Genomic DNA, 25,412 nt, shown 5'->3' on the forward strand with positions numbered 1-25,412 from the left:
GCAAGCCAGCTCCCACTTCTTTACCGCATTCCGTCAGTTAGACCGGTGCAGGTGCCCGACGCTTGTCCGGCTGCTGCCAGCCATCGGCGGCGGCTTCTTCAATGGCTTGCTGGATGGCTTTCTTGCGGTGCTCTTCGGCACGGCGGCTGAAGAACCACACCAGGAACGTCACCAGCGACACCGCCAGCAGGATCAGGCTGGCCACGGCGTTGATCTCGGGTTTGACCCCAAGGCGCACCGCCGAGAACACTTCCATCGGCAAGGTGGTCGAGCCAGGGCCCGACACGAAACTTGCCAGTACCAAATCATCCAGCGACAGTGCGAACGACATCATGCCGCCCGCCGCCAGCGACGGCGCGATCATCGGGATGGTGATCAGGAAGAACACCTTCCACGGCCGCGCCCCCAGGTCCATCGCCGCCTCTTCGATCGACAGGTCCAGCTCACGCAGACGCGCCGACACCACCACCGCCACATACGCCGCACAGAAGGTGGTATGGGCGATCCAGATGGTGACGATGCCACGCTCCTGGGGCCAACCGATCATCTGCGCCATGGCCACGAACAGCAGCAACAGCGACAGCCCCGTGATCACTTCCGGCATGACCAGCGGCGCAGTCACCAGGCCACCAAACAGCGTGCGGCCCTTGAACTGGCTGATGCGCGTCAGCACGAACGCCGCCAACGTACCCAGGGCCACTGCGGCCACCGCCGTGTAGCAGGCGATTTCCAGGGAGCGTGCCACCGAGCCCATCAACTGGGTGTTGTCCAGCAGGCCCACGTACCACTTGATCGACCAACCGCCCCACACCGTCACCAGTTTGGATTCGTTGAACGAGTAGATCACCAGGATCAGCATCGGCAGGTAGATGAACAACAACCCCGCCACCAGCATGAAACTCGAGAAACTGAAGCGCTTCATATCTTGCCCTCCATCTCTTTGGCTTGGCTGCGGTTGAACAGGATGATCGGCACGATCAGGATCGCCAGCATCACCACCGCCAAGGCAGAGGCCACCGGCCAGTCACGGTTGTTGAAGAATTCTTGCCACAACACTTTACCGATCATCAGGGTTTCCGGGCCGCCCAGCAGTTCCGGGATCACAAACTCACCCACCACCGGGATGAACACCAGCATGCAGCCGGCGATGATGCCGTTCTTGGACAGCGGCACGGTGATCTTCCAGAAACTGTTGAAGGTGCTCGAACCCAGGTCCGATGCAGCTTCCAGCAGGCTCTGGTCGTGCTTAACAAGGTTGGCGTACAGCGGCAGGATCATGAACGGCAGGTACGAATAGACCACGCCGATATACACCGCGATGTTGGTGTTGAGGATCTGCAGCGGCTCGTTGATCAACCCGATGGACATCAGGAAGCCATTGAGCAAACCGTTGTTGCTGAGAATGCCCATCCACGCATACACGCGGATCAGGATCGCGGTCCAGGTCGGCATCATGATCAGCAGCACCAGCACGGTCTGCATCTCTTTGCGCGCACTGGCGATGGCGTAGGCCATCGGGTAGCCGATCAACAGGCACAACACTGTGCTGAAGAACGCCATTTTCAGCGAGCCCAGGTACGCGGCGATGTACAACTCGTCGTCGCCGAGCATCGCGTAGTTGGCCAGGTTGAGCACCAACTGCAGTTTCTGCTCAACGAAGGTGTAGATCTCGGTGTAGGGCGGGATCGCTACGTCGGCTTCGGCAAAGCTGATCTTCAGGACGATGAAGAACGGCAGCATGAAGAACAGGAACAGCCACAGGAAGGGAATGCCAATGACCGCATGACGGCCACTGGGCGTTATTCGTTGCAGGCGGCGCTTGAGCTTCTTCATGTTCATGAGCGAAGTACCACGCCGCTGTCGTCTTCCCACCATACGTACACCTGGTCACCCCAGGTCGGCCGCTGGCCACGGCGTTCGGCGTTGGCCACGAAGGACTGCACCAGCTTGCCGCTCGGCAGCTCCACGTAGAACACCGAGTGGCCGCCCAGGTAGGCGATGTCGTGCACCTTGCCGCTGGACCAGTTGTGCTCGCAGGTCGGCATTTCGGTGGTGACCAGCAGTTTTTCCGGGCGAATCGCGTAGGTCACCGACTTGTCTTCCACCGACGTGGCGATGCCGTAGCCCACGTAGATGTCGCGGTCCAGGTCCGGGCACTTGAGCACCGCATGGCCTTCGGCGTCATCGACCACCTGGGTGTCGAAGATGTTGACGTTACCGATGAACTCGCATACCAGGCGGCTGGTAGGCGTTTCGTAGATGTCGATCGGGCTGCCGATCTGCGCGATCCAGCCCAGGTGCATGATCGCGATGCGCTCGGCCATGGTCATGGCCTCTTCCTGGTCGTGGGTCACCATCACGCAGGTCACGCCGACGCGCTCAATGATCTCCACCAGTTCCAGCTGCATCTGCGAACGCAGCTTCTTGTCGAGGGCGCCCATGGGTTCATCGAGCAGCAGCAGTTTCGGGCGCTTGGCCAGGGAACGGGCCAGGGCCACACGCTGGCGCTGGCCACCGGACAATTGGTGCGGCTTGCGCTTGGCGTACTGGCTCATCTGCACCAGCTTGAGCATCTCGGCCACGCGGGCGTCGACCTCGGCCTTGGGGATCTTGTCCTGTTGCAGGCCGAACGCGATGTTCTGCGCCACAGTCATGTGTGGGAACAAGGCGTAGGACTGGAACATCATGTTGATCGGCCGCTCATAGGGCGGCATGTCAGTGATGTCCACACCGTCGAGGTAGATGCGGCCCTCAGTCGGGCGCTCGAAACCTGCGAGCATGCGCAGCAAGGTGGACTTGCCCGAACCCGAACCGCCGAGCAAGGCGAAGATCTCGCCTTTCTTGATTTCCAGGGACACATCGTCCACGGCAATCGTCTCGTCGAACTTCTTCGTGACCCGGTCGATTTTGACCAGCACCTTTTTCGGTGTCTGGTCGCCCTCGAGGGCTTTCTTATAGGCGCCGGAGGCAACTGCCATTTACGAAACTCCCAGAAAAAAAAGAGTGCAGCGGACCCAATGCGGGCCTGCCTTGGATAGTTTGAGCCTTACTTGCCCGTCTTGACCTTGGTCCAGCTACGGGTCATCAAACGTTGCACTTTCGGGGGTAGCTCGAAGTTGACGAATGTCCTGTCGAGCACCGCCTGCGGTGGGTAAACCGCTTCGTCCGTGCGTATCGATTGCTTCATCAGTTTGTCCGCCCCTGGGTTAGGGTTAGCGTAACCGACGTAATCACTGACCTGAGCGATCACCTCAGGTTGCAGCAAATAGTTGATGAAGGCGTGGGCCTCTTTGACGTTGGTCGCATCCTTGGGGATAGCCAGCACGTCGAACCACAGGTTGCCGCCTTCTTTCGGGATCGCGTAGGCGATGTTCACGCCTTTGCCCGCTTCAGCCGCACGGGCCTTGGCCTGGAACACATCGCCAGAGAAGCCTGCCGCCACGCAGATGTTGCCGTTGGCCAGGTCCGAGATGTATTTGGATGAATGGAAGTAGGTCACGTAGGGCCGCACTTTGAGCAGCTTCTCTTCGGCCTTCTTGTAGTCTTCGGGGTTGGTGCTGTTGGGGTTCAGGCCCATGTAGTTGAGCACCGCCGGCAGCATTTCATCCGCCGAGTCCATGAATGACACGCCGCACGTCGCCAGCTTCTTCATGTTCTCAGGCTCGAACAGCACCGCCCAGGAGTCGATATGGTCGACGCCCAGCACTTCCTTCACTTTATCGACGTTGTAACCAATGCCATTGGTGCCCCACAGGTACGGCACGGCGTACTGGTTGCCCGGGTCATTCTTTTCCAGGCGCTTGAGCAGCACCGGGTCGAGGTTGGCGTAGTGGGTCAGCAACGACTTGTCGAGCTTCTGGAACGCCCCGGCCTTGATCTGCTTGCCGAGGAAGTGGTTGGACGGCACCACCACGTCGTAACCGGTACGCCCGGCCAGCAGCTTGCCTTCCAGGGTTTCGTTGGAGTCAAACACGTCATACACGGGCTTGATGCCGCTGGCCTTTTCGAAGTTGGCCAGGGTGTCGTCGCCGATGTAATCCGACCAGTTATAAATATGCACGGTCGGTGCGGCCTGTACGCTCAACGTGAGCGTGATACCTGCACCCACCAGCATGGCTTTGCGAAATAAAGAAATTGGCAAGTGGAGGTCCTCTTAAATAGTTGGGCCTTAAAGTTGTTGCCCGGCAACAAAACCGGCGCGCAACTTACCCTCGATAAACCGATCCGGCAAAACTTTCTGTCATTTAATGTGTTGGCGCTGGTGTATGTGGGAGCGGGCTTGCTCGCGACGGCGGTGTGTCAGCCAGCATCTGTATCAACTGATACACCGCTTTCGCGAGCAAGCCCGCTCCCACAGGTATTACGGTTTACTTACCCGATTTGATCTTGGTCCAGCTGCGTGTCATTTCACGCTGGGTTGCAGCCGGCAAGTCGGCAATGGCGTAGAGCTTGGCCTGCACGTCCGCTGGCGGGTAGATGCCCGGGTCGCTGGTGATGTCTTTGTCGACCAGTGCAGTGGCTTTCTCGTTACCGTTCGGGAACCGTACGCTGTTGGTGATCGACGCCATGACTTCCGGCTTCAACAGGTAGTTCATGAACTTGTAGGCTGCGTCGACGTTTTCGGCATCTTTAGGGATGGCGACCATGTCGAAGAAGCTACCAGCACCTTCTTTCGGAATGTCGTAGGCAACCTTGACCTTGCCACCCGCTTCAGCAGCACGAGACTTGGCTTGCTGGATGTCACCCGAGTAACCCACGGCTACGCAGATGTTGCCGTTGGCCAGGTCGGAGATGTACTTGGACGAGTGGAAGTAGCCGATCGAAGGACGGATCTTGAGGAACAGCGCTTCGGCCTGCTTGAGGTCGTCTTTCTTCTGGCTGTCGGTCGGCAGGCCCAGGTAGTGCAGCGCGATAGGCAGCATTTCGGTCGGCGAATCGAGGAAGCTCACGCCGCAGCTTTTCAGCTTGGCGATGTTCTCGGGCTTGAGCAGCACGTCCCAGGAATCGATCTTGTCCACGCCCAGCGCGGCCTTGACCTTCTCCGGGTTGTAGCCGATGCCGATCGAGCCCCACATGTACGGGAAGGCGTGCTTGTTGTCCGGGTCGCTGACCGACACGGCTTTAAGCAGGGATTTGTTCAGGTTGTCGTAGTTGGACAGCTTGGACTTGTCCAGCTCCTGGTAGACACCGGCCTTGATCTGCTTGGCGAGGAAGTTGTTCGACGGTACGACGATGTCGTAGCCGGACTTGCCTGCCAGCAACTTAGCTTCCAGGGTTTCGTTGCTGTCGAAAACGTCGTACACCACTTTGATGCCCGACTCTTTTTCAAAGTTGGCGATGGTGTCCGGTGCAATGTAGTCGGACCAGTTGTAGACGTGCAGCACTTTATCGTCGGCCTGGGCCGCGCCCGCCATTGCGCCCATCAGGGACAAGGCGAGGAGGGTCTTGCCAGCGTTCTTCAAACCTAATGCCTTCATTTGGTGATGCTCCAATTTTTTCTTTTTTGGGCCACAAGCTTTATATGTTTCGAGGCCCAGCCAAAGGGCAACAAAACAGGGCGACAGTCTGGCAAGTTCCGAGGCCGGCTTTCAACCAAAGCCTCATTTATAACTGCTCAGGACGCGGCGCCCGAAAGCCGCTGCGTCCTGAGCCTAGCACTTAGCCCTGCAATGCCGCCAAAGTCAGGTCCAGGCACTGCCGAGCCTTGGTGACCAGCTCGTCGATTTCAGCCTTGCTGATCACCAGTGGTGGCGAAATGATCATGGTGTCGCCCACGGCGCGCATGATCAGGCCATTCTCGAAGCAAAAGGTGCGGCAGATCATGCCAACGCCCTTGCCTTCGTAACGCTTGCGCGTCGCCTTGTCCTGGACCAGTTCGATCGCACCGAGCATGCCGACACCACGCACTTCACCCACCAGAGGGTGATCAGCCAGCTCCCTCAGACGTTTCTGCAAATAGGGTGCCGTTTCGTCGTGCACACGCTTAACAATTTGCTCGTCGCGCATGATGCGGATGTTTTCCAGCGCCACCGCAGCGGCCACCGGGTGACCGGAGTAGGTGAAGCCGTGGTTGAAATCACCCCCTTCGTTGAGGACGTCCACCACTTCATCGCGCACGATCAGGCCGCCCATGGGGATGTAGCCCGAGGTCAGGCCCTTGGCAATGGTCATCATGTGCGGCTTGAGGTCGTAGAAATCGCTGCCGAACCACTCGCCGGTACGGCCGAAACCGCAGATCACTTCGTCGGCGATAAACAGGATGTCGTACTTGGCGAGGATTTCCTTGATGCGCGGCCAGTAGGTGGCGGGTGGCACGATCACGCCACCGGCACCCTGGATCGGCTCGGCAATGAAGGCACCGACGTTGTCCACGCCCAATTCCAGGATCTTCTCTTCCAGCTGGTTGGCCGCCCACACGCCGAATTCTTCCGGGCTCATGTCGCCGCCTTCGCCAAACCAGTATGGCTGGGCGATGTGGGTGATGCCCGGGATCGGCAGGTCGCCCTGCTCGTGCATGTACGTCATGCCGCCCAGGCTGGCGCCGGCCACGGTGGAACCGTGGTAGCCATTCTTGCGGCTGATGATGGTTTTTTTGTTCGGCTGGCCCTTGATCGCCCAGTAGTGGCGGACCATGCGCAACATGGTGTCGTTGCCTTCGGAACCCGAACCGGTGAAGAACACGTGGTTCATGCCGGCAGGCGCGATGTCGGAAATGGCCTTGGCCAGCTCCAGCACCGGCGGGTGAGCGGTCTGGAAGAACAGGTTGTAGTACGGCAGTTCTTTCATCTGCTTGGCGGCGGCGTCAGCCAGTTCATCGCGACCGTAACCGATCGCCACGCACCACAGGCCGGCCATGCCGTCGAGGATCTTGTTGCCTTCGCTGTCCCACAGGTAAACGCCGTGGGCTTTGGTGATGATCCGTGGGCCTTTCTCTTTCAATTGCTTGAAGTCGCTGAACGGCGCCAGGTGGTGATCACTGCTCAAGGCTTGCCATTCACGGGTTTGCGGGTTGTTGCTGGACATACCAATCTCCTAGACTTTTCAGGTGAGGGCGCGCCTTTCCTACGACGCGCCCGGCGCATCAGACGGCGAAGAGCAGGAATTCCCGCTCCCACGAACTGATCACGCGCTTGAAGTTTTCATGCTCGGCCCGCTTGACCGCGACGTAACCTGTGATGAATTTCTGACCCAGGTATTTCTCGATGGTCTTGCTGTTTTCCATGCGTTCCAGGGCGTCTTCGATGGTCAACGGCAGGCGCAGGTTGCGTCGCTCGTAACCACGGCCCACCACCGGCGCGCTCGGGTTGTGGCCTTCGACCATGCCGATGTAGCCACACAGCAGGCTGGCGGCAATCGCCAGGTACGGGTTGGCATCGGCACCCGGCAGGCGGTTTTCCACACGACGGTTCTGCGGGCCGGCGTCCGGTACGCGCAGGCCGACAGTGCGGTTTTCCTCGCCCCATTCCACGTTGACCGGCGCCGAAGTGTCGGGCAGGAAGCGGCGGAACGAGTTCACGTTGGGGGCAAACAATGGCAGCAATTCAGGGATGAATTTCTGCAGGCCGCCAATGTGGTTGAGGAACAGCTGGCTCATGGTCCCGTCTTCATTGGAGAAGACGTTCTTGCCGGTGGCAATGTCGATGATGCTCTGGTGCAGGTGCATCGCACTGCCAGGCTCACCAGTCATGGGCTTGGCCATGAACGTTGCGGCCACATCGTGCTTGAGCGCGGCTTCACGCATGGTGCGCTTGAACACCAGGATCTGGTCGGCCAGGGACAGTGCATCGCCGTGACGGAAGTTGATTTCCATCTGCGCCGTGCCGTCTTCGTGGATGAGGGTATCGAGGTCCAGCTCCTGCAGTTCGCACCAGTCGTAGACGTCTTCGAACAGCGGGTCGAATTCGTTGGCCGCTTCTATAGAGAAGGACTGGCGACCGGTTTCCGGGCGGCCAGAACGGCCAATCGGCGGTTGCAGCGGGAAGTCCGGGTCTTCGCAGCGCTTGGTCAGGTAGAACTCCATCTCCGGCGCCACGATGGGCTGCCAGCCTCTGTCGGCGTAGAGCTTGAGGACTTTCTTGAGCACGTTGCGCGGCGACAGCTCGATCGGGTTGCCTTGCTTGTCGTAGGTGTCGTGGATCACCTGGGCGGTCGGCTCAATGGCCCAGGGCACCAGGAATACCGCGTTCTGGTCGGGACGGCAGATCATGTCGATGTCGGCCGGGTCGAGCAATTCGTAATAAATGTCGTCTTCGACATAGTCGCCGGTCACGGTCTGCAACAGAACGCTCTCGGGAAGGCGCATGCCTTTTTCAGCGATGAACTTGTTGGTCGGCGAGATCTTGCCCCGGGTGATGCCGGTGAGGTCGCCAATCATGCATTCGACTTCTGTGATCTTGTGGTCTTTCAACCAATCGGTGAGCTGGTCGAGGTTGTTACTCATAAATGCCTCTGGGCTGGGTTTCCTGGCATCCATTAAAGGCCAGGCGTTGGTTGACGCAGCATCCGCGTCGTTTTTTTCATTCAGGGTAGGAGCTTACCTGCCATTTGCTGCAGCGTTGCATTCCTCACGCCAAAGTTGTGTGCAATCTTGAGCAGCACACGGGTCGGGCGTGTTTCAAAGGCATGCGAGGAGGCAAAAAAGAGATTGGACCGGGCGTCAAGAATATTGGCCGGGCCACGCGCTATCACGCGGGAGGAATATATGGGTGACACAGCCTGACTGAAGCAGGCCAAGACGCCGTTGGGCGGCAGGAGACACATGAAGCACCCCGGTATTATTGCTGTTATGGGTTTGAATCGAGCTTAGCCTTGTTCATTTTTTTACACAACACCCCCGTAAAAAATACAACACGGCCCGCTCAAGCCTGCTAGTCCCAAGCCCTCCAAACCCAAAAAACCGCCCCAAAAAGCCCCAAAAAAGCCCTCGTGGCGCTTTTTTAGGGCAAAAAAGGCCTCGCTTGACTTCGGCATGCCGTTCGGGTTGACTGAAACCAGAAAAGATCAATGATTGATATTTTTAACAACAAAGGTGTTGCATCATGTCGGTACCCCCGCGTGCCGTTCAGCTTAACGAAGCGAACGCGTTCCTTAAGGATCATCCTGAGGTTCTGTACGTAGACCTTCTAATTGCGGATATGAATGGTGTGGTGCGCGGCAAGCGCATCGAACGCACCAGCCTCCACAAGGTTTACGAGAAGGGCATTAACCTGCCTGCCTCTTTATTTGCCCTGGATATCAACGGCTCTACGGTGGAAAGCACCGGCCTGGGCCTGGACATCGGTGATGCTGACCGAATCTGTTATCCAATCCCCGACACCCTGTGCAATGAACCTTGGCAAAAGCGCCCTACCGCGCAATTGCTGATGACCATGCACGAACTTGAAGGTGAACCTTTCTTCGCCGATCCGCGCGAAGTGCTCCGCCAAGTTGTAAGCAAATTTGACGACCTCGGTCTGACCATCTGCGCCGCCTTCGAGCTTGAGTTCTACCTGATCGACCAGGAGAACGTGAACGGCCGCCCACAACCGCCCCGCTCGCCGATCTCCGGCAAACGCCCGCACTCGACACAGGTCTACCTGATCGACGACCTCGACGAATATGTCGACTGTCTCCAGGACATTCTGGAAGGGGCAAAAGAGCAAGGCATCCCGGCCGACGCCATCGTCAAGGAAAGTGCCCCGGCGCAGTTCGAAGTGAACCTGCACCACGTGGCCGACCCGATCAAGGCTTGCGACTACGCAGTACTGCTCAAGCGCCTGATCAAGAACATCGCCTACGACCATGAGATGGACACCACCTTCATGGCCAAGCCTTACCCAGGCCAGGCAGGCAACGGTTTGCACGTGCACATCTCGATCCTGGACAAAGACGGCAAGAACATCTTTGCCAGCGAGGATCCCGAGCAGAACGCCGCATTGCGTCACGCGATCGGCGGTGTGCTCGAGACCCTACCCGCTCAAATGGCGTTCCTGTGCCCCAACGTCAACTCCTACCGCCGTTTCGGCGCACAGTTCTACGTGCCGAACTCGCCGTGCTGGGGCCTGGACAACCGCACCGTGGCGATTCGCGTACCGACCGGCTCGTCCGATGCGGTCCGTATCGAACACCGCGTTGCCGGTGCCGACGCCAACCCTTACCTGCTGATGGCTTCGGTCCTGGCAGGCGTGCACCACGGCCTGACCAATAAGATCGAGCCGAATGCACCGGTGGAAGGCAACAGCTACGAGCAAAACGAGCAAAGCCTGCCGAACAACCTGCGCGATGCATTGCGCGAGTTGGACGACAGCGAGGTGATGGCCAAGTACATCGATCCTAAATACATCGATATCTTCGTCGCCTGTAAGGAAAGTGAGCTGGAAGAGTTTGAACACTCCATCTCCGACCTTGAGTACAACTGGTACTTGCATACCGTGTAAGCGGTTGCTGCCGTAACTGTGGTGAGCGGGCTTGCTGTGGTGAGCGGGCTTGCCCCGCGCTGGGTGGCGAAGCCGCCCTAAAACCAGACGCCGCATTCTGCCTGACAGAATGCGGCGTTTTTATTGGGGCCGCTTCGCAGCCCAGCGCGGGGCAAGCCCGCTCACCACAAAAGCCCCCGCCCTAGGTATGGATCCTCCCCAGGCTCTGCGTACAATGCTCCCTGCCTTGTAGGAGACTTCCATGACCACCCGCCCCGCCGCCCCTCGCAAACCCCGCGCCCGCAGCCAGGCCCGGATCGACGCGATCCTCGACGCCGCCCGCACCTTGCTGGCCGCCGAAGGCGTGGCAGGTTTGTCGATCTACAGCGTGGCCGAGCGTGCGCAGATTCCACCGTCATCGGTGTATCACTTCTTCGCCAGCGTACCGGCCTTGCTGGAGGCACTCACGGCAGACGTCCACGCGGCCTTCCGGGCAGCGATCCAGGCACCCATCGAGCACGAGTCACTCAAGCACTGGCGCGACCTGTCCTGCATCGTCGAGCAACGCATGCTCTCCATCTACGACCAGGATGCCGCCGCACGCCAGTTGATCCTGGCCCAGCACGGGCTCACTGAAGTGACCCAGGCGGATCGCCAGCATGATCTGGAGTTGGGGAACTTGATGCTGGAGGTGTTCAATCGCCACTTTGAAGTGCCGACACTGCCCAGCGATGTAGACGTGTTTGCCCTGGCGTTGGAACTGAGCGACCGCGTGTATGCGCGCTCGGTGCATCAGCATGGGCTGATCACACCGCGCATGGCGGATGAAGGGATGCGGGTGTTTGACGCGTATGTGGGGCTTTATTTGCCGCCCTATCTGCCCAAGCGCTGATTTCTTGAGAGACAGGGATGGCCTCATCGGGGGCAAGCCCCCTCCCACATGTTGACCGCGCCGTCTATCAAATGTGGGAGGGGGCTTGCCCCCGATGGCGACCTCAAGAACGATCACAACTTGGCAATCGATACCTCGGTGGATTTAACGAAGGCAATCACTTCGCTGCCAATCACCAGCTCCAGCTCTTTGACCGAACGGGTGGTGATCACGGACGTCACGATGCCGGACGCCGTCTGCACGTCGATTTCCGACAGCACGTCGCCTTCGACGATTTCCTTGATGGTGCCTTTGAACTGGTTACGCACGTTGATGGCTTTAATAGTCATACGATTTCTCCTCGGGTCGAAATAGCTGCAAGTTGTTAGCTATAAGCTGCAAGTAAAAGCGCATTGCTTTCCCTTACAGCTTGAGGCTGGAAGCTTGCCGCTGCTTTATTGCGCCCAACGCAATTGCGTAGGCAGCGGTGAAACAGGTTCGGGTTCCGGCGGTGTGCCGGGCAACGACAGCACACGGTTGAGCACTTCGGCTTCCAGCGCGGCCAATCGATGCGAGCCCCGGGCACGCGGGCGCGGTAGGTCGACGATGAGGTCCAGGCCGATTTCGCCGTCTTCAATCAGGATGACGCGGTCGGCAATCGCCACGGCTTCGCTGACGTCGTGGGTCACCAGCAACACGGTGAAACCGTGCTTCTGCCACAGGTTTTCGATCAGTTGCTGCATCTCGATGCGGGTCAAGGCATCCAGTGCGCCCAGCGGCTCATCCAGCAGCAGCAAGCGCGGTTGGTGGATCAGCGCACGGGCCAGGGCCACGCGTTGCTTCTGCCCGCCGGACAGCGCCGCTGGCCATTCATTGGCGCGTTCGGCCAGGCCGACCGCTTCCAGAGCCTCCAGCGCCTTGGGGCGCCAGTTGCCTTTAAGACCCAGGCCAACGTTGTCGATGATCTTTTTCCACTGCAACAAGCGCGCTTCCTGGAACATCAACCGCGTGTCTTCAATGGCTTCGCTCAGCGGTGCGGAACCGGCCAACAGCTCGCCGCCGCTGGCCTTGTCCAGGCCGGCCAACAGGCGCAGCAAGGTGCTTTTACCACAACCACTGCGACCGACCACCGCGACGAATTGGCCGGCCGGAATGTGCAGGTCGATGTCCTTGAGCACTTCGCGCGCGCCAAAGGCCTTGCGCAACTTGCGTACCGCCAGGGGAATGCCCTTGAGCAGGCGCGGGGGTTGTTGAGCTGTCATGCCGCACCTCCTTTGTTCACTTGATACGCCGGGTGCCAGCGCAGCCACACACGCTCCAGACCGCGAGCGGCCAGGTCGGCGAGTTTGCCGAGGATGGCGTACATGACGATGGCCAACACCACCACATCGGTTTGCAGGAATTCACGGGCGTTCATCGCCAGGTAGCCGATGCCCGAACTGGCGGAGATGGTTTCCGCCACGATCAGCGTCAGCCACATGAAGCCCAGGGCAAAGCGCACGCCCACCAGGATCGACGGCAGCGCACCCGGCAGGATCACCTGGCGGAACAGGCTGAACCCGGACAAGCCATAGCTGCGCGACATTTCCACCAGCGCCGGGTCGACGTTGCGAATGCCGTGGTAGGTGTTGAGGTAAATCGGAAACAGCGTGCCGAGGGCGACCAGGAAAATCTTCGCCGTCTCGTCAATGCCGAACCACAGGATCACCAGGGGAATCAGCGCCAAGTGCGGCACGTTACGGATCATCTGCACCGAGCTGTCCAGCAGGCGTTCGCCCCACTTCGACAGGCCGGTGATAAAGCCCAGTGCCAGGCCGATGCTGCCACCGATCAGGAAACCCAGGCCGGCACGCCAGCCGCTGATGGCCAGGTGGGTCCAGATTTCGCCGCTGGCGACCAGGTTGATGCCGGCTTCAATCACTGCGCTGGGGGCCGGCAGGATCCGGGTGGACAACCAGCCCGCCGACACCGACAACTGCCACACCGCCAGCAATAGAACCGGCAGTACCCAGGGCGCCACACGGTGGCTTAGTTTTTCATAGTTCATGGCGCTGCCTCAGCTCTGTGACGCAGCTTTGGGAAGGATGTCGTTGGCGACCATCTCGCCGAACGGGCTCACGTAGCCGGCGCTTTTCGGCAGCTCGGGACGTTCGATATCCAAGTGGGGGAACAGCAGCTCTGCGACGCGATACGACTCTTCCAAGTGTGGATAACCGGAGAAGATAAAGGTGTCGATGCCCAGCGCTGCGTACTCCTTCACGCGCGCTGCTACGGTTGGGCCATCGCCCACCAGCGCGGTACCCGCACCGCCGCGGACCAGGCCGACGCCGGCCCACAGGTTGGGGCTGACTTCGAGGTTGTCGCGGTTGCCACCATGCAAGGCAGCCATGCGTTGCTGGCCGACGGAATCGAAACGCGCCAGGGAGGCCTGGGCACGGGCGATGGTGTCGTCGTCCAGATGGGAGATCAGTTTGTCGGCGGCTTTCCACGCTTCATCGTTGGTTTCACGCACGATGACATGCAGGCGAATCCCGAAGCGCACGGTGCGCCCGAGTTTCGCGGCCTTGGCGCGCACCTGTTCGATTTTCTCCGCGACGGCCGCCGGCGGCTCGCCCCAGGTCAGCACCATTTCCACCTGTTCGGCTGCCAGGTCCTGGGCCGCTTCGGAAGAACCGCCGAAGTACAGCGGTGGACGCGGTTGCTGGATCGGCGGGTAAAGCAGCTTGGCGCCTTTGACGCTGATGTGTTCGCCGTCGTAATCCACGGTTTCGCCTTCCAGCACACGGCGCCAGATACGGGTGAATTCCACCGAGGCCTGGTAGCGCTCTTCATGGCTGAGGAACAAGCCATCGCCGGCCAATTCCTCCGGATCACCCCCGGTGACCAGGTTGAACAGCGCACGGCCACCGGACAAGCGGTCAAGGGTCGCAGCCTGTCGCGCCGCTACCGTCGGGGAAATGATCCCAGGGCGCAGCGCGACTAGGAATTTCAGACGCTGGGTCACGGGGATCAGCGAGGCGGCCACCAGCCACGAATCTTCACAAGAGCGACCGGTGGGAATCAGCACCCCGCCGAAACCCAGGCGGTCAGCGGCTTGGGCCACTTGCTGCAGGTAACCGTGGTCAACGGCGCGAGCGCCTTCGGCGGTGCCAAGGTAATGGCCGTCGCCGTGGGTAGGCAGGAACCAGAAAATATTGAGGCTCATGGAGTTGTCTCCTGAAGAAGTCGGATTACGGCGCTTTGGCCACGGCGGCGGGTGGCGTCCAGATCACGTCCTTGATGTTCAAGGGCTTGGGGATCAATTTGAGTTGGTAGAAGCTGTCGGCGATTTTCTGCTGGGCCGCCACCACTTCCGGGGTCAGGAACAGTGCGCCGTAGCCTTGGCGTTTCACCGAGGTCAGGGTGATGTCAGCCGGCAGGCCGAGCAGCGGCGCTACTTGTTCAGTCACTTCCTGTGGGTTGGCCTTGGACCATTCGCCCACGGCGCGCACTTCTTCGATCAGGGCCTTGACCACTTCCGGATGCTTTTCAGCGTACGGCTTGGTTGCCAGGTAAAACTGGTGGTTATCGGCAATGCCGGTGCCGTCACGCAGGGTGCGGGCTTGCAGTTGTTTCTCGGCGGCGGCCTGATACGGGTCCCAGATCACCCAGGCATCCACGCTGCCACGTTCGAAGGCGGCGCGGGCATCGGCGGGCGGCAGGAACACGGTCTGCACGTCGGTGTATCTCAGGCCGGCATCTTCCAGGGCACGTACCAACAGGTAGTGCACGTTGGAGCCTTTGTTGAGCACGACTTTCTTGCCTTTGAGCTCGGCCACGGATTTGATCGGCGAATCTTTCGGCACCAGGATCGCTTCGCTGGTCGGTGCTGGCGGCTCGTAGGCCACGTAGACCAGGTCGGCGCCGGCTGCCTGGGCGAAGACCGGCGGGGTTTCGCCTGTGACGCCGAAGTCGATCGAGCCGACGTTCAGGCCTTCAAGCAATTGCGGGCCGCCAGGAAACTCGGTCCACTGCACGTTCACGCCCTGGGCCGCCAGGCGTTTTTCCAGGGTGCCCTTGGCCTTGAGCAGCACCAGCGTGCCGTACTTCTGATACCCGATCCGCAGGGTCTCGGCCGCTTGAGCTTGAACAATGGCGCCGAAGGACACAGCCGCAGCAAACAGTGCGACCAGACCACGACGCAAGATGACAGTGCGCATGGCGCTCTCTCCAAATAATGCGATGAGGGGGTTGGCTGCACCTGCTTGGCCGTTGGCGGCTGAGTAAGGTGAGTTTTTTACATTTCGGTGTGGCTTAAATGCTCCAGCGAGCACTCAACAAACGTTCATTCAACACATGGGGGTCCAGCGGTTTCGGGCGACGGGCCATGGCGCCGTAAAGCGTTTCCAGGGCCTCGTGCAAACGGTGTTCGAGCACCGGCACCAGTTGCGCCTGGGCGCTGCCCTCGCCATAAGCAATCTGGCTGTCTTCGGCAAAGATGCCGTGCAGCAATTCCTGGGCTTTCAGCGCCGACAGCACCGGCTTCAACGCGTAGTCCACCGCCAGCATGTGGGCGATGCTGCCGCCGGTGGCCATTGGCAATACGATCTTGTGCGCCAGGGCGCGCTCGGGCAGCAGGTCCAGCACCGTTTTCAGCGCGCCGGAGAACGACGCCTTGTACACCGGCGTAGCGATCACCAGGCCGTCCGCGTTAGCCACTTGTTGCAGCAGGTCGATGACCTTGGGGCTGTCGAAGCGCGCGTGCAGCAAGTCCTCCGCCGGGAAGTCCCGTATCTGGTAACTCACCACTTCTACGCCTTTGTCTTGCAACCACTGACGGGTTTTATCCAGCAACACCCCGGAGCGGGAACGCTGGCTGGGACTGCCTCCAAGTGTTACGACCAACATGCAGGAATTCCTTGAGCAGGTGTCGGCGGTTCGCTGTGTGGCGATGGCGCCAAGATGGAACAGACCTTATCAGCAGATTTATATATCTTTAAATCTTATTTTTTCATGTGTTTATTCTTTAAATGCATATGCGAGCGATCAAATCCCAGGCGAAAAAAAAGGCCGTGAAAACGGCCTGAAAACCCCTGCTATGTGATTCGGTTTACATCTCAATGCTGTGGTACATGCACCGCCGCCATCGCGGGCAAGCCCAGCTCCCACAGTTGACCGTATTCCCCTGGGGGAGCCGGGCTTGCCCGCGATGGCGATTTCAGCATCAACGATTGGGCTGAGGGGTCAGCCGCAGGTACGGCTTCACCGCCCGGTAACCCTTCGGAAAGCGTTTCTTGATCTCGTCCTCATCCTTGAGCGACGGCACGATCACCACCTCGTCACCGTCCTGCCAGTTGGCGGGTGTGGCAACCTTGTGGTTGTCGGTCAGTTGCAGCGAGTCGATGACCCGCAGGATTTCGTGGAAGTTGCGCCCGGTGCTGGCCGGGTAGGTGATGGTCAGGCGGATCTTCTTGTTCGGATCGATGACGAACAAGGAACGCACGGTGAGGGTGTCACTGGCGTTGGGGTGGATCAGGTCATACAGGTCAGACACCTTGCGATCGGCGTCGGCCAGGATCGGGAAATTGACGACGGTGTTCTGAGTTTCGTTGATGTCTTCGATCCACTTGTGGTGCGAGTCCACAGGGTCCACCGACAGGGCGATGGCCTTGACGCCACGCTGGGCGAATTCGTCCTTGAGCTTGGCGGTGAAGCCCAACTCGGTGGTGCACACCGGGGTGAAGTCCGCCGGGTGGGAAAACAACACACCCCAGCTATCGCCCAGCCATTCGTGGAAACGAATCTTGCCGGCGCTGGAATCCTGTTCGAAGTCGGGGGCGATATCGCCCAGTCTTAGGCTCATGGTGTGGCTCCTGGTGAGTGCTTATGGAGCCCACTGTGCATGCATTGCGGATTATTTAAAAAGAATAAATATCGATTTATCTAGACGATAAAGGAATATTAAAAATCTGTTCATTGGACGTATTCGAAGGCGAGGAGCACCATCGCTTCCAAGGTTCGAGAAGGCCTTGAGACGCTGTACACAGAGGGGTTCAGGAAGGGCCTGCGGGGGTTTGGCCCGACTTGAAAGCAAGACACCTTGCCCGGTGTTGCACCGGGCAAGGTTTTGCACACTTACAACAGCTTCACGCTACTAGAACAGTGGCAGCGAGTAGCTGACGATCAGACGGTTTTCGTCTTGGTTACGCTGGCCAGGAATGTCGTTGCGCCACATTGCGTTTTTCCATGCCACACCGACGTTCTTCAACGGACCTTCTGGTACGACGTAGGCAACAGTGATGTCACGTTCCCACTCGTTCCCGCCGTCGCCATTGACAGCACGTTGCGGCCGGGTCGAACCGACGTTACCGCGGGTGTCGATATTGTCACCACGCAGGTAGACCACACCGGCGGTCAAACCTGGTACGCCAACCTTGGCAAAGTCGTAGGCGTAGCGAGCTTGCCAGGTACGTTCACCGGCACGGGCGAACTTGGCAATCTGCATGTCGGTGGTCAGGTAAGCCGACGAACCGTCGCCTTGGTTCAACCAAGGGAAGTCACTGTTACCGTTACTGACCTGGTAACCACCACCGAAGGTGTGACCACCCAGGGTGTACAGGAACAAGCCGCTGTACAGGTTGTTGTCGACCTTACCTTTGGTGACGGTCGCACCGGCGGCGTTGGTGCCGTAGTCACCTGTGGTGTAGTAATTCGCGTCGTGGCCGTTGGCGCCATCGTCGCGGCTATTGAAATAGCGCAGGTCGGTTTTCAGCACACCAGGACCGATTGCCCAGTTGTGCAGCAAGCCCAGGAAGTGCTGTTTGTAGAACTGATCCAGATTGCCGTAGTAGTACTGGGCAGTCAGGTCTTTGGTGATTTTGTAGTCGCCACCAGCGTAGTAAAACTTGTTGCTGTCACGGCCAGCGGCTGTACGGCCGTTGGCACCTGCGATAGACAGGTTCTCGACGTTGCTGGAGTTACGACCCTTGACCTTCTCGATCTGACCGGCAACCAGCGTCAGGTCTTTGATGTCGTTCGTGGTGATCTGGCCGCCCTGGAAGGTTTGCGGCAGCAGACGACCATCGTTGGTCACGATAACCGGCAGCTTGGGTTGCAGAGTACCCAGCTTCAGTTCGGTTTGAGAGATCTTCGCCTTGGCGGTCAGGCCCAGGCTGGAGTAGTTGTCAACAGCTTCGCCGTTGGACTTGCTCGGGAAAACCGTGCCGCCGTAAGAACCGGCGTTGCCAGTCGAACGAGCAGTGGCGCCGTTGGTGCCGCCACCCGAGTCCAGGCGCACGCCCAGCAGGCCGATAGCATCAAGACCGAAGCCTACGGTGCCTTGGGTATAACCGGAGATGAAACGCAGGTCGAAGGCTTGACCCCATTCTTCTTGCTTGTTCTGCGCGCCGGCCGCTTTGGTAGCGTCGTCACGGTTGTCAGTGTTGATGTAAAAGTTACGCAGCCCCAGTGTTGCCTTGCTGTCTTCAATGAAACCGGCAGCGCCTGCTTGCTGGGCGATTGCGCCCAAAGCTACAGCCAAAGCCAAGGTGGACTTCTTCATGTACCGCTCCTCTCATTTCTAATTTTTGTATTTCTTTGGTCTCGGGTCTGACGCCCTCGATCCACAGATGCGCGATTAGCGCCAGATAGTGACTACCAAGTCAATCGTAACCTTGTGTGTCTACTACCTTCGTCTAATCGCAGTTGATTTGGTCCCTGCAGGGTAATGAGTTTTTCATACACCCAAAAAGAATTGTTTCATTCTTTTTCATACGATTCGGGAATAAGCCTTTGCATGACGCGGACAAGTCAGGGTAGACGAACCGCTCCATAAGCTAATTCCTAAAGGGTATTTGTTAGCGCTTTTTTAGATCGTTTAGTGTGGTCGTACTGTTGCATACGTCACCCACGATCAAAAAGGCGACGCCATCATGGCCAAACGCACATACTCCCGTCAATTTGTTACAGTTTTTGTGTCACTAATACTTTCTTTTGGTGTCAAAGCCGCCGATTTAACCATCGGCTACCAAACCGGTATTGATCCCAGCAAAGTCCCACAGGCCGACGGCCTGTATGAAAAGGCCATTGGCGAGAAGATCGCCTGGCGCCGGTTTAACAGTGGGCCAGAAGTCGTAACGGCTATCGCCTCTGGCGATGTGCAAATCGGCAACCTCGGTTCCAGCCCCCTCGCTGCGGCAGCTTCGCGCAATCTACCCATCGTCGCGTTTATCGTATCGGCCCAGATCAATACTTCTGAAGCATTGGTGGTGCGTAACGGCAGCGGCATCGAAAAACCCGAAGACCTGGTCGGCAAGACCATCGCCACGCCTTTTGTCTCCACCTCTCATTACAGCCTGCTCGGCGCACTGAAGCACTGGGGCCTGGATACCAAGCAAGTCAAAGTGGTGAACCTGCAACCCGCCGAAATTGCCGCCGCGTGGAAACGTGGCGACATCGACGGCGCTTTTGTCTGGTCACCCGCGCTCGGAGAGATCCGCAAGACCGGCAAGCCCCTGACAGACGCGGCCCAGGTGGGTCAGTGGGGCGCACCAACGTTTGAGGTGTGGGTGGCACGCAAGGATTTTGCGCAAAAACATCCTGACGTAGTGGCCAAGTTTGCCAAGGTCACGCTGGACTCCTTCGCCGACTACGCCGCCCATAAAGATGCGTGGACGGTGGACTCCGAGCCGGTACAGAAAATCGCCAAACTGACAGGTTCAAACGCCGCAGATATCCCAGAGCTGTTGGCCGGCACCACGTTCCCGGATGCGCAGGCACAGCAAACTGACGCGCTGCTTAAAGGCGGCACGGCGAAGGCGATTGGGGAGACGGCGAAGTTCTTGAAGGAACAAGGAAAGGTTGAGGCAGTGTTGCCAGACTATTCAGCGTACGTGACCGATAAATTCGTCAAGCCCTGAACCCTGTAGGAGCCGGCTTGCCGGCGATGCCAGCGACTCGGTCTTGCACATAACCGAGGTGATGCAATCGCAGGCAAGCCAGCTCCCACGAGAGCCAGCCTTGCATTAAGTCAGAGAGCCTTCTCGAAAATCTTCGAATTACGCTGATAGTTGTACAGCGACGCCCGCGCCGACGGCAGGCGATCCACGCTGCTCGGCACAAAACCCCGCTCACGGAACCAGTGGGCGGTGCGGGTAGTGAGGACAAACAAGGTCTTCAAGCCCTGGGCACGGGCACGGGTCTGGATTCGCTCCAGCAACACATCACCCCGCGCACCGTGACGGTACTCCGGGTTCACCGCCAGGCACGCCAGCTCACCCGCATCCGAATCTGCGATCTGATACAGCGCTGCACACGCGATGATCATGCCTTCGCGCTCCACCACGCTGAATTGCTCGATCTCACGCTCCAGCACCTCCCGCGAACGACGCACCAGGATGCCCTGCTCTTCCAACGGGCTGATCAAGTCGAGCAAGCCACCGACGTCTTCAATCGCCGCTTCGCGCACCAGTTCGAATTGTTCCTGGGCCACCAGCGTACCGCCGCCGTCCCGGGTGAACAGCTCAGTGAGCAAGGCGCCGTCTTCGGCGTAGCTGACAATATGGCTGCGCCCGACTCCACCCCGGCAGGCCTCGGCCGCCGCATCCAGCAATTCAGCCTGATAGTTACTGCTGCCCAGGCGCTGCAAATGAGCCGGCACTTGTTGCGGGCGCAGTTCGCGCACCAGGCGACCGTTTTCATCGATCAGGCCCATGTCTGCGCCGAACAGCAGCAGCTTGTCGGCGCCCAAGTCAATGGCGGCGCGGGTCGCGACGTCTTCGCAGGCCAGGTTGAAAATCTCACCGGTAGGCGAATACCCCAGCGGCGACAGCAGCACAATCGAGCGCTCATCCAGCAGGCGGTTGATACCCTTGCGGTCGACGCGGCGCACTTCGCCGGTGTGGTGGTAGTCGACGCCTTCCAATACGCCGATCGGACGCGCCGTCACTAGGTTGCCGCTGGCCACCCGCAGGCGCGAACCCTGCATCGGCGACGAGGCCATGTCCATGGACAGGCGCGCTTCGATGGCAATACGCAGCTGACCAACCGCGTCGATCACACACTCCAGCGTCGCGGCATCGGTGATGCGCAAGCCTTCGTGGTACGCCGGGGTCAGGCCGCGTGCTTCAAGGCGCGCTTCGATCTGTGGGCGCGAACCGTGGACCAATACCAATCGCACGCCCAGGCTGTGCAGCAGCACCAGGTCGTGGACGATATTGCCGAAGTTGGGGTGCTCCACACCGTCGCCGGGCAACATGACCACAAAGGTGCAGTCGCGATGAGCGTTGATGTAAGGGGAAGCGTGACGAAGCCAATTAACGTAGTCGGGCATGGAACCTGGGCCTGTAATAAAAAGCAGCCGAAAAAGGATGGATCGTGAAAGCGCACAGCGGGCTGATGGTTATCGTCGGAACAGGCTTGGCGACACGCTCACTCTCCTTCTATGTACGAACAGGCAGGGGTTAATTTATGCAGGTTTCAGGCAGTAATGTTCGATCAGTTCCCGCAATAGACGCACTGTAGGCGTCAAGCGTGACATTTCGAGGTACTCGCCCGGCTGGTGGGCGCAGGCGATATCGCCAGGGCCGAGCACCAGGGTTTCACAACCCAGGCGCTGAAGATAAGGCGCTTCGGTGCCGAACGCTACTGCTTCGGCACGGTGGCCGGTCAATCGTTCCGCAACCCGCACCAGTTCGGCATCTTCCGGCTGTTCGAAGGGTGGTACTTCGGGGAACAGTGGCGCGTAATCAATCTTGACCTGATGACGCTCGGCCAACGGCTGGAGCTTCTGCCGGATGGCATCGCGCAACACCTGCGGGTCCATGCCGGGCAGAGGGCGCAGGTCGAATTCCAGGGAACACTGGCCGCAGATGCGGTTGGGGTTATCGCCGCCGTGGATGCAGCCGAAGTTCATGGTCGGTTGCGGCACGCTGAATTGCGGGTTGCGATACTCGCGCTGCCAGGCCAGGCGCAAACCACGCAGTTCGCCGATGGCGTCGTGCATGGCTTCGAGGGCGCTGTGGCCTAGGCGGGGGTCCGACGAATGGCCGCTTTGGCCAAGGATGTCGATGCGTTCCATCATCACGCCTTTGTGCAGGCGGATGGGTTTGAGCCCGGTCGGCTCGCCGATCACCGCGGCGCGACCCAGCGGGCGCCCCGCTTCGGCCAGTGCGCGGGCGCCGGACATGGAGCTTTCTTCATCGCAGGTCGCAAGGATCAGCAGTGGCTGCTTGAACGGCTGATCCAGCAGCGGCAACACCGCCTCGATGGCCAAGGCAAAAAAACCCTTCATGTCGCAACTGCCCAATCCTACCCAACGGCCGTCTACTTCCGTCAGCTTGAGCGGATCGGTCTTCCACAGCGCCGCGTCATAGGGGACGGTGTCGCTATGCCCCGACAGCACCAGGCCACCAGGGCCACTGCCGAAGCTGGCCAGCAGGTTGAATTTGCCAGGGCTGACTTGCTGGATGTCGATGGCAAAACCCAGGTCACCCAGCCAACTGGCGAGCAAATCGATCACCGGGCGGTTGGTCTGGTCGAGAGACGCCTGGGTGCAACTGACCGAAGGTGCGGCAATCAGCGCGGCAAACTGCTCTTTCATGGACGGTAACGGCATGCGCGGTCTCTCTACTTCCCGGATGAGCCTCACTATAGAACCATCTGCACGACACAATAAACCGTTGCGGCACGTTGCCGGGCTCAGTCCTGTACACTGCACGACCTTGGCAGCCACTCTTTTCCCCGGCTGCGCTCCCGATCCTGGATTTTCCGGCCATGCAGAAAGAAACTGAAATCAAGCTCCGCGTCAGCCGCGAGACCCTCGCCGCGCTGCGTGAGCACCCGCTCCTGAAAAAACGCAACAAAAGTGGCTGGGAACGCCGTGAGTTGATGAACCAGTACTTCGACACCCCCGAACGCGACCTGGCCCAGGCCAAAGTCGCCCTGCGCTTGCGCAAGGACGGTGACGACATCATCCAGACCCTCAAGACCCGTGGCCAAAGCGTCGCCGGCTTGTCGGAACGTAACGAGTACAACTGGGAATTGCCCAAAGCCAAGCTCGATGTGAAGAAGCTCGACGGCGAATGCTGGCCCGAGCAACTGGCCGAGCTGGACAAGAAAACCCTCAAGCCGATCTTCACCACCGACTTCGTGCGTGAACGCGCCGAAATCGCCTGGGGCCGTGGCAAGGCCAAGGTGGTGATCGAAGCCGCCCTGGACCTCGGCCATGTGGTGGTCGGCAAGCAGAAAGAAGAAATCTGCGAGCTGGAACTGGAACTGCGTGAAGGTGAGCCGGCAGCGCTGCTGGAACTGGCCGCCGAACTGGCCGCCACCCTCGCGCTGATGCCCTGTGACATCAGCAAGGCCGAACGCGGCTACCGCCTGTACGACGCCAGCAGCTACTCCCTGAGCCTGCCCGCGCCACAACTGCACGCCGAAATGCCACTGGACGACGCCTTCGCCGCGATCATGTGGCACCTGCTCGGCAGCAGCCAGCGCCTGGCCGAGCAATACCGGTTCAATGGCCACTGGCGTCTGCTGCAGGACTGGGTCGACAACCTTGGCGAACTGCGCGCCCTGATCGGTAGCCTCGGCCAGGCCGCACCGCGCCAATCCACCAGCGAACTGCGCAGCGCACTGGATGCATTGCTGGAAGACTGGCGCCCGCTGGTTCAGGCCGGTGATGACGATGAAGACATTCGCAAAGCCGCGCCGGAACAATTCGTCGAAGAATTGGACGACGTGCGCTGGGGCCTGTTCTCACTGAACGCTTCGCGCTGGCTGCTGGCCCGCACCTGGACCGCAGACCGCAACGTACGAGGCAACCGCCAAGGCGCTGCGCAGATCACCAACTGGCTGCCGCGCCTGTTGGCCGACGATGCCGTCGCCCTGCAACTGCCGCGCTATCAGCAACAGCCGGAAGACCTGGCTGAGCAACTGCCGCGTATCGAACGTATCCAGGCCTGGCTGCACCACGCGCGTCAGGTGGTGGACATCCCGGAACTCGACCGCCTGTATGGCGAGCTGAACAAGTTGGTGCAACTGGCCAACCAGCCGATCACCGACGAGTCGCTGGATGCGCGGATGCATCAGGCGATTGCGGTGTATCAGAACCGTGCCTGGAAGACCTTGTTGCGTCTGTAAGTTCGCGATCGCCGGCTCCTGCACTGTCCCTGCAGGAGCCGGCTTGCCGGCGATAAGGCCATCCCTGTCAGCGCAATACTGGCAGGCTGGTGGTGGACTTGATCTCGGACAACGCCACGATCGAGTTGACCTCCTGAATCCCCGGCACCATCGACAGTTTTTCGAAGAAAAACCGCTCATACGCCTCGATGTCCGAGGTGACGATGCGCAGCAGAAAATCCACCGCCCCCATCAGCACATAACACTCCAATACTTCCGGAAACCCACGAATCGCGTCGGTGAACTCGGTGAAGTTGGAACGGCCGTGGGCGTTGAGTTTTACCTCGGCGAAAATCTGCGTATTGAGGCCGATCTTCTTGCGGTCCAGCAGGGTCACCTGGCCACGAATCACGCCCTCTTCCTTCAGCCGCTGGATCCGCCGCCAGCACGGGGATTGAGACAGCCCCACCTGTTCGGCGATCTGCGCGCTGGAAAGCGAGGCGTCCTCTTGCAACAGAGCCAAGATACGGCGGTCGTAGGCGTCCAGCTCGCTGTGCATATAAATACCTGTTAAGGCGCTTATCTTGAATTGAATGAGTCGATTAATCGAATAACAGGCTCATCTTAGATAAGAAATCTCCCGAGGCGAATGTAAAAATTTCTCCAGCCGATTTTGGAGAGCTCGCATGCACGCCGTCGAAACCACCCACCCTGTTACCCGCGTTGATGCGTGGGCCGTGGATAGCGCCCATTGCCAGGCGCACTACCGGATCGTCGCGGAGGCGGAGCCGGACGTGTTGTGCCGGGTACTCAACTTTTTCGCCCTGCAGTTCCTCACGCCTCAGCAAGTCACAGCGAGCCGGGAAGACGACCTGCTGCACCTCGACATCGTGATGGATGGCTTGAGCTGGCACCGCGCCCAGGTGATCGGTGAAAAGATTCGAAACCTGATCAGCGTTTGCACGCTGGACCTGTGGTCCGCCGATTCCGTGGGGCCTGCGGCGGCGGTGGCCGTCGCCCAGTAAAAGCCTGCAATACACGCGGGGAGG

At 59.5% G+C, this 25,412-nt stretch carries 24 protein-coding genes; 6 read left to right on the forward strand and 18 right to left on the reverse strand.

What is annotated here, in order from left to right; genetic code table 11:
• Positions 1-37: 37 nt before the first annotated feature.
• The 7 genes from KUA23_RS28685 to KUA23_RS28715 form a co-directional block, all read right to left on the reverse strand.
• Positions 38-922 (reverse strand): ABC transporter permease subunit, encoded by an 885-nt coding sequence (locus KUA23_RS28685; RefSeq protein WP_034116303.1) that lies wholly within the window; start codon positions 920-922, stop codon positions 38-40.
• A complete protein-coding gene (locus tag KUA23_RS28690) occupies positions 919-1,839 on the reverse strand; it encodes an ABC transporter permease subunit (RefSeq protein ID WP_078050621.1) in 921 nt (306 codons plus the stop codon). Before KUA23_RS28690 ends, KUA23_RS28685 begins: the two co-directional genes overlap by 4 nt.
• Positions 1,836-2,978, reverse strand: coding sequence for an ABC transporter ATP-binding protein (locus KUA23_RS28695; protein WP_003195240.1), 1,143 nt, complete (start codon positions 2,976-2,978; stop codon positions 1,836-1,838). The genes KUA23_RS28690 and KUA23_RS28695 overlap by 4 nt, the downstream gene beginning before the upstream one ends.
• Positions 2,979-3,046: 68 nt before the next feature.
• Entirely contained in the window at positions 3,047-4,141 is a 1,095-nt protein-coding gene (locus KUA23_RS28700) for a polyamine ABC transporter substrate-binding protein (protein WP_078050622.1), read from the reverse strand.
• Positions 4,142-4,367: 226 nt separating this feature from the next.
• Positions 4,368-5,462: a polyamine ABC transporter substrate-binding protein gene (locus tag KUA23_RS28705; RefSeq protein WP_071490483.1), complete on the reverse strand. Its 1,095-nt coding sequence runs from the start codon at positions 5,460-5,462 to the stop codon at positions 4,368-4,370.
• Positions 5,463-5,658: 196 nt separating this feature from the next.
• Complete coding sequence (locus KUA23_RS28710; protein WP_099493165.1) at positions 5,659-7,023, reverse strand: aspartate aminotransferase family protein; 1,365 nt, start codon at positions 7,021-7,023, stop codon at positions 5,659-5,661.
• Positions 7,024-7,081: 58 nt separating this feature from the next.
• Positions 7,082-8,440 (reverse strand): glutamine synthetase family protein, encoded by a 1,359-nt coding sequence (locus KUA23_RS28715; protein ID WP_065902296.1) that lies wholly within the window; start codon positions 8,438-8,440, stop codon positions 7,082-7,084.
• A gap of 598 nt (positions 8,441-9,038) precedes the next feature.
• Here KUA23_RS28715 and KUA23_RS28720 point away from each other — a divergent pair.
• Together KUA23_RS28720 and KUA23_RS28725 are read left to right on the forward strand one after the other, a co-directional pair.
• A complete protein-coding gene (locus KUA23_RS28720) occupies positions 9,039-10,415 on the forward strand; it encodes a glutamine synthetase family protein (protein ID WP_010207341.1) in 1,377 nt (458 codons plus the stop codon).
• 241 nt (positions 10,416-10,656) lie between these two features.
• The gene (locus KUA23_RS28725; RefSeq protein WP_252993203.1) at positions 10,657-11,286 is read left to right on the forward strand and encodes a TetR/AcrR family transcriptional regulator; all 630 of its coding nucleotides are present in this window, start codon (positions 10,657-10,659) and stop codon (positions 11,284-11,286) included.
• Positions 11,287-11,399: 113 nt separating this feature from the next.
• On the opposite strand, the gene KUA23_RS28730 is transcribed toward KUA23_RS28725, so the two are convergent.
• The 6 genes from KUA23_RS28730 to ssuE form a co-directional block, all read right to left on the reverse strand.
• Positions 11,400-11,615 carry a TOBE domain-containing protein gene (locus tag KUA23_RS28730; protein ID WP_003213899.1) on the reverse strand — a complete coding sequence of 72 codons (216 nt, stop codon included), beginning with the start codon at positions 11,613-11,615 and terminating at the stop codon, positions 11,400-11,402.
• Between the two features lie 105 nt (positions 11,616-11,720).
• Positions 11,721-12,527 (reverse strand): aliphatic sulfonates ABC transporter ATP-binding protein, encoded by an 807-nt coding sequence (gene ssuB / locus KUA23_RS28735; protein ID WP_252993204.1) that lies wholly within the window; start codon positions 12,525-12,527, stop codon positions 11,721-11,723.
• Positions 12,524-13,312 (reverse strand): aliphatic sulfonate ABC transporter permease SsuC, encoded by a 789-nt coding sequence (ssuC, locus tag KUA23_RS28740; RefSeq protein WP_078050626.1) that lies wholly within the window; start codon positions 13,310-13,312, stop codon positions 12,524-12,526. The genes ssuB and ssuC overlap by 4 nt, the downstream gene beginning before the upstream one ends.
• 9 nt (positions 13,313-13,321) lie before the next feature.
• Positions 13,322-14,470 carry an FMNH2-dependent alkanesulfonate monooxygenase gene (ssuD, locus tag KUA23_RS28745; protein ID WP_003176786.1) on the reverse strand — a complete coding sequence of 383 codons (1,149 nt, stop codon included), beginning with the start codon at positions 14,468-14,470 and terminating at the stop codon, positions 13,322-13,324.
• 25 nt (positions 14,471-14,495) lie between these two features.
• Positions 14,496-15,464, reverse strand: a complete 969-nt coding sequence (locus tag KUA23_RS28750; RefSeq protein ID WP_252993205.1) for a sulfonate ABC transporter substrate-binding protein — start codon at positions 15,462-15,464, stop codon at positions 14,496-14,498.
• A gap of 94 nt (positions 15,465-15,558) precedes the next feature.
• Positions 15,559-16,152, reverse strand: coding sequence for an NADPH-dependent FMN reductase (gene ssuE / locus KUA23_RS28755; protein WP_015886424.1), 594 nt, complete (start codon positions 16,150-16,152; stop codon positions 15,559-15,561).
• Here ssuE and KUA23_RS28760 point away from each other — a divergent pair.
• Positions 16,151-16,348, forward strand: coding sequence for a hypothetical protein (locus tag KUA23_RS28760; protein WP_149873291.1), 198 nt, complete (start codon positions 16,151-16,153; stop codon positions 16,346-16,348). The two genes, ssuE and KUA23_RS28760, sit on opposite strands and share 2 nt — an antisense overlap.
• A gap of 120 nt (positions 16,349-16,468) precedes the next feature.
• On the opposite strand, the gene KUA23_RS28765 is transcribed toward KUA23_RS28760, so the two are convergent.
• Both KUA23_RS28765 and KUA23_RS28770 read right to left on the reverse strand, forming a co-directional pair.
• Positions 16,469-17,107: a peroxiredoxin gene (locus KUA23_RS28765; protein WP_078050628.1), complete on the reverse strand. Its 639-nt coding sequence runs from the start codon at positions 17,105-17,107 to the stop codon at positions 16,469-16,471.
• 291 nt (positions 17,108-17,398) lie between these two features.
• The gene (locus tag KUA23_RS28770) at positions 17,399-18,805 is read right to left on the reverse strand and encodes an OprD family porin (protein WP_100491915.1); all 1,407 of its coding nucleotides are present in this window, start codon (positions 18,803-18,805) and stop codon (positions 17,399-17,401) included.
• 370 nt (positions 18,806-19,175) lie between these two features.
• Between KUA23_RS28770 and tauA the strand changes: the two genes are divergently transcribed.
• Complete coding sequence (gene tauA, locus KUA23_RS28775; RefSeq protein ID WP_252993206.1) at positions 19,176-20,162, forward strand: taurine ABC transporter substrate-binding protein; 987 nt, start codon at positions 19,176-19,178, stop codon at positions 20,160-20,162.
• Between the two features lie 110 nt (positions 20,163-20,272).
• Here tauA and argA read toward each other — a convergent pair whose 3' ends face one another.
• A complete protein-coding gene (gene argA, locus KUA23_RS28780) occupies positions 20,273-21,574 on the reverse strand; it encodes an amino-acid N-acetyltransferase (protein ID WP_122427232.1) in 1,302 nt (433 codons plus the stop codon).
• Positions 21,575-21,709: 135 nt separating this feature from the next.
• Positions 21,710-22,858 (reverse strand): acetylornithine deacetylase, encoded by a 1,149-nt coding sequence (gene argE, locus KUA23_RS28785; RefSeq protein ID WP_078050632.1) that lies wholly within the window; start codon positions 22,856-22,858, stop codon positions 21,710-21,712.
• A 158-nt stretch (positions 22,859-23,016) separates the two neighbouring features.
• On the opposite strand from argE, the gene KUA23_RS28790 reads away from it, so the two are divergent.
• The gene (locus tag KUA23_RS28790) at positions 23,017-24,384 is read left to right on the forward strand and encodes a CYTH domain-containing protein (RefSeq protein WP_099493171.1); all 1,368 of its coding nucleotides are present in this window, start codon (positions 23,017-23,019) and stop codon (positions 24,382-24,384) included.
• 67 nt (positions 24,385-24,451) lie between these two features.
• Here the strand turns inward: KUA23_RS28790 and KUA23_RS28795 are convergent, their stop codons facing one another.
• Positions 24,452-24,922, reverse strand: a complete 471-nt coding sequence (locus KUA23_RS28795) for an Lrp/AsnC family transcriptional regulator (RefSeq protein ID WP_010207358.1) — start codon at positions 24,920-24,922, stop codon at positions 24,452-24,454.
• Between the two features lie 127 nt (positions 24,923-25,049).
• Here KUA23_RS28795 and KUA23_RS28800 point away from each other — a divergent pair, with 127 nt between their 5' ends.
• A complete protein-coding gene (locus KUA23_RS28800) occupies positions 25,050-25,388 on the forward strand; it encodes a hypothetical protein (RefSeq protein WP_252993207.1) in 339 nt (112 codons plus the stop codon).
• The last annotated feature ends 24 nt before the right edge of the window (positions 25,389-25,412 follow it).

Origin of the sequence: Pseudomonas pergaminensis (assembly GCF_024112395.2) — a bacterium.
GTDB lineage: Bacteria > Pseudomonadota > Gammaproteobacteria > Pseudomonadales > Pseudomonadaceae > Aquipseudomonas > Aquipseudomonas pergaminensis.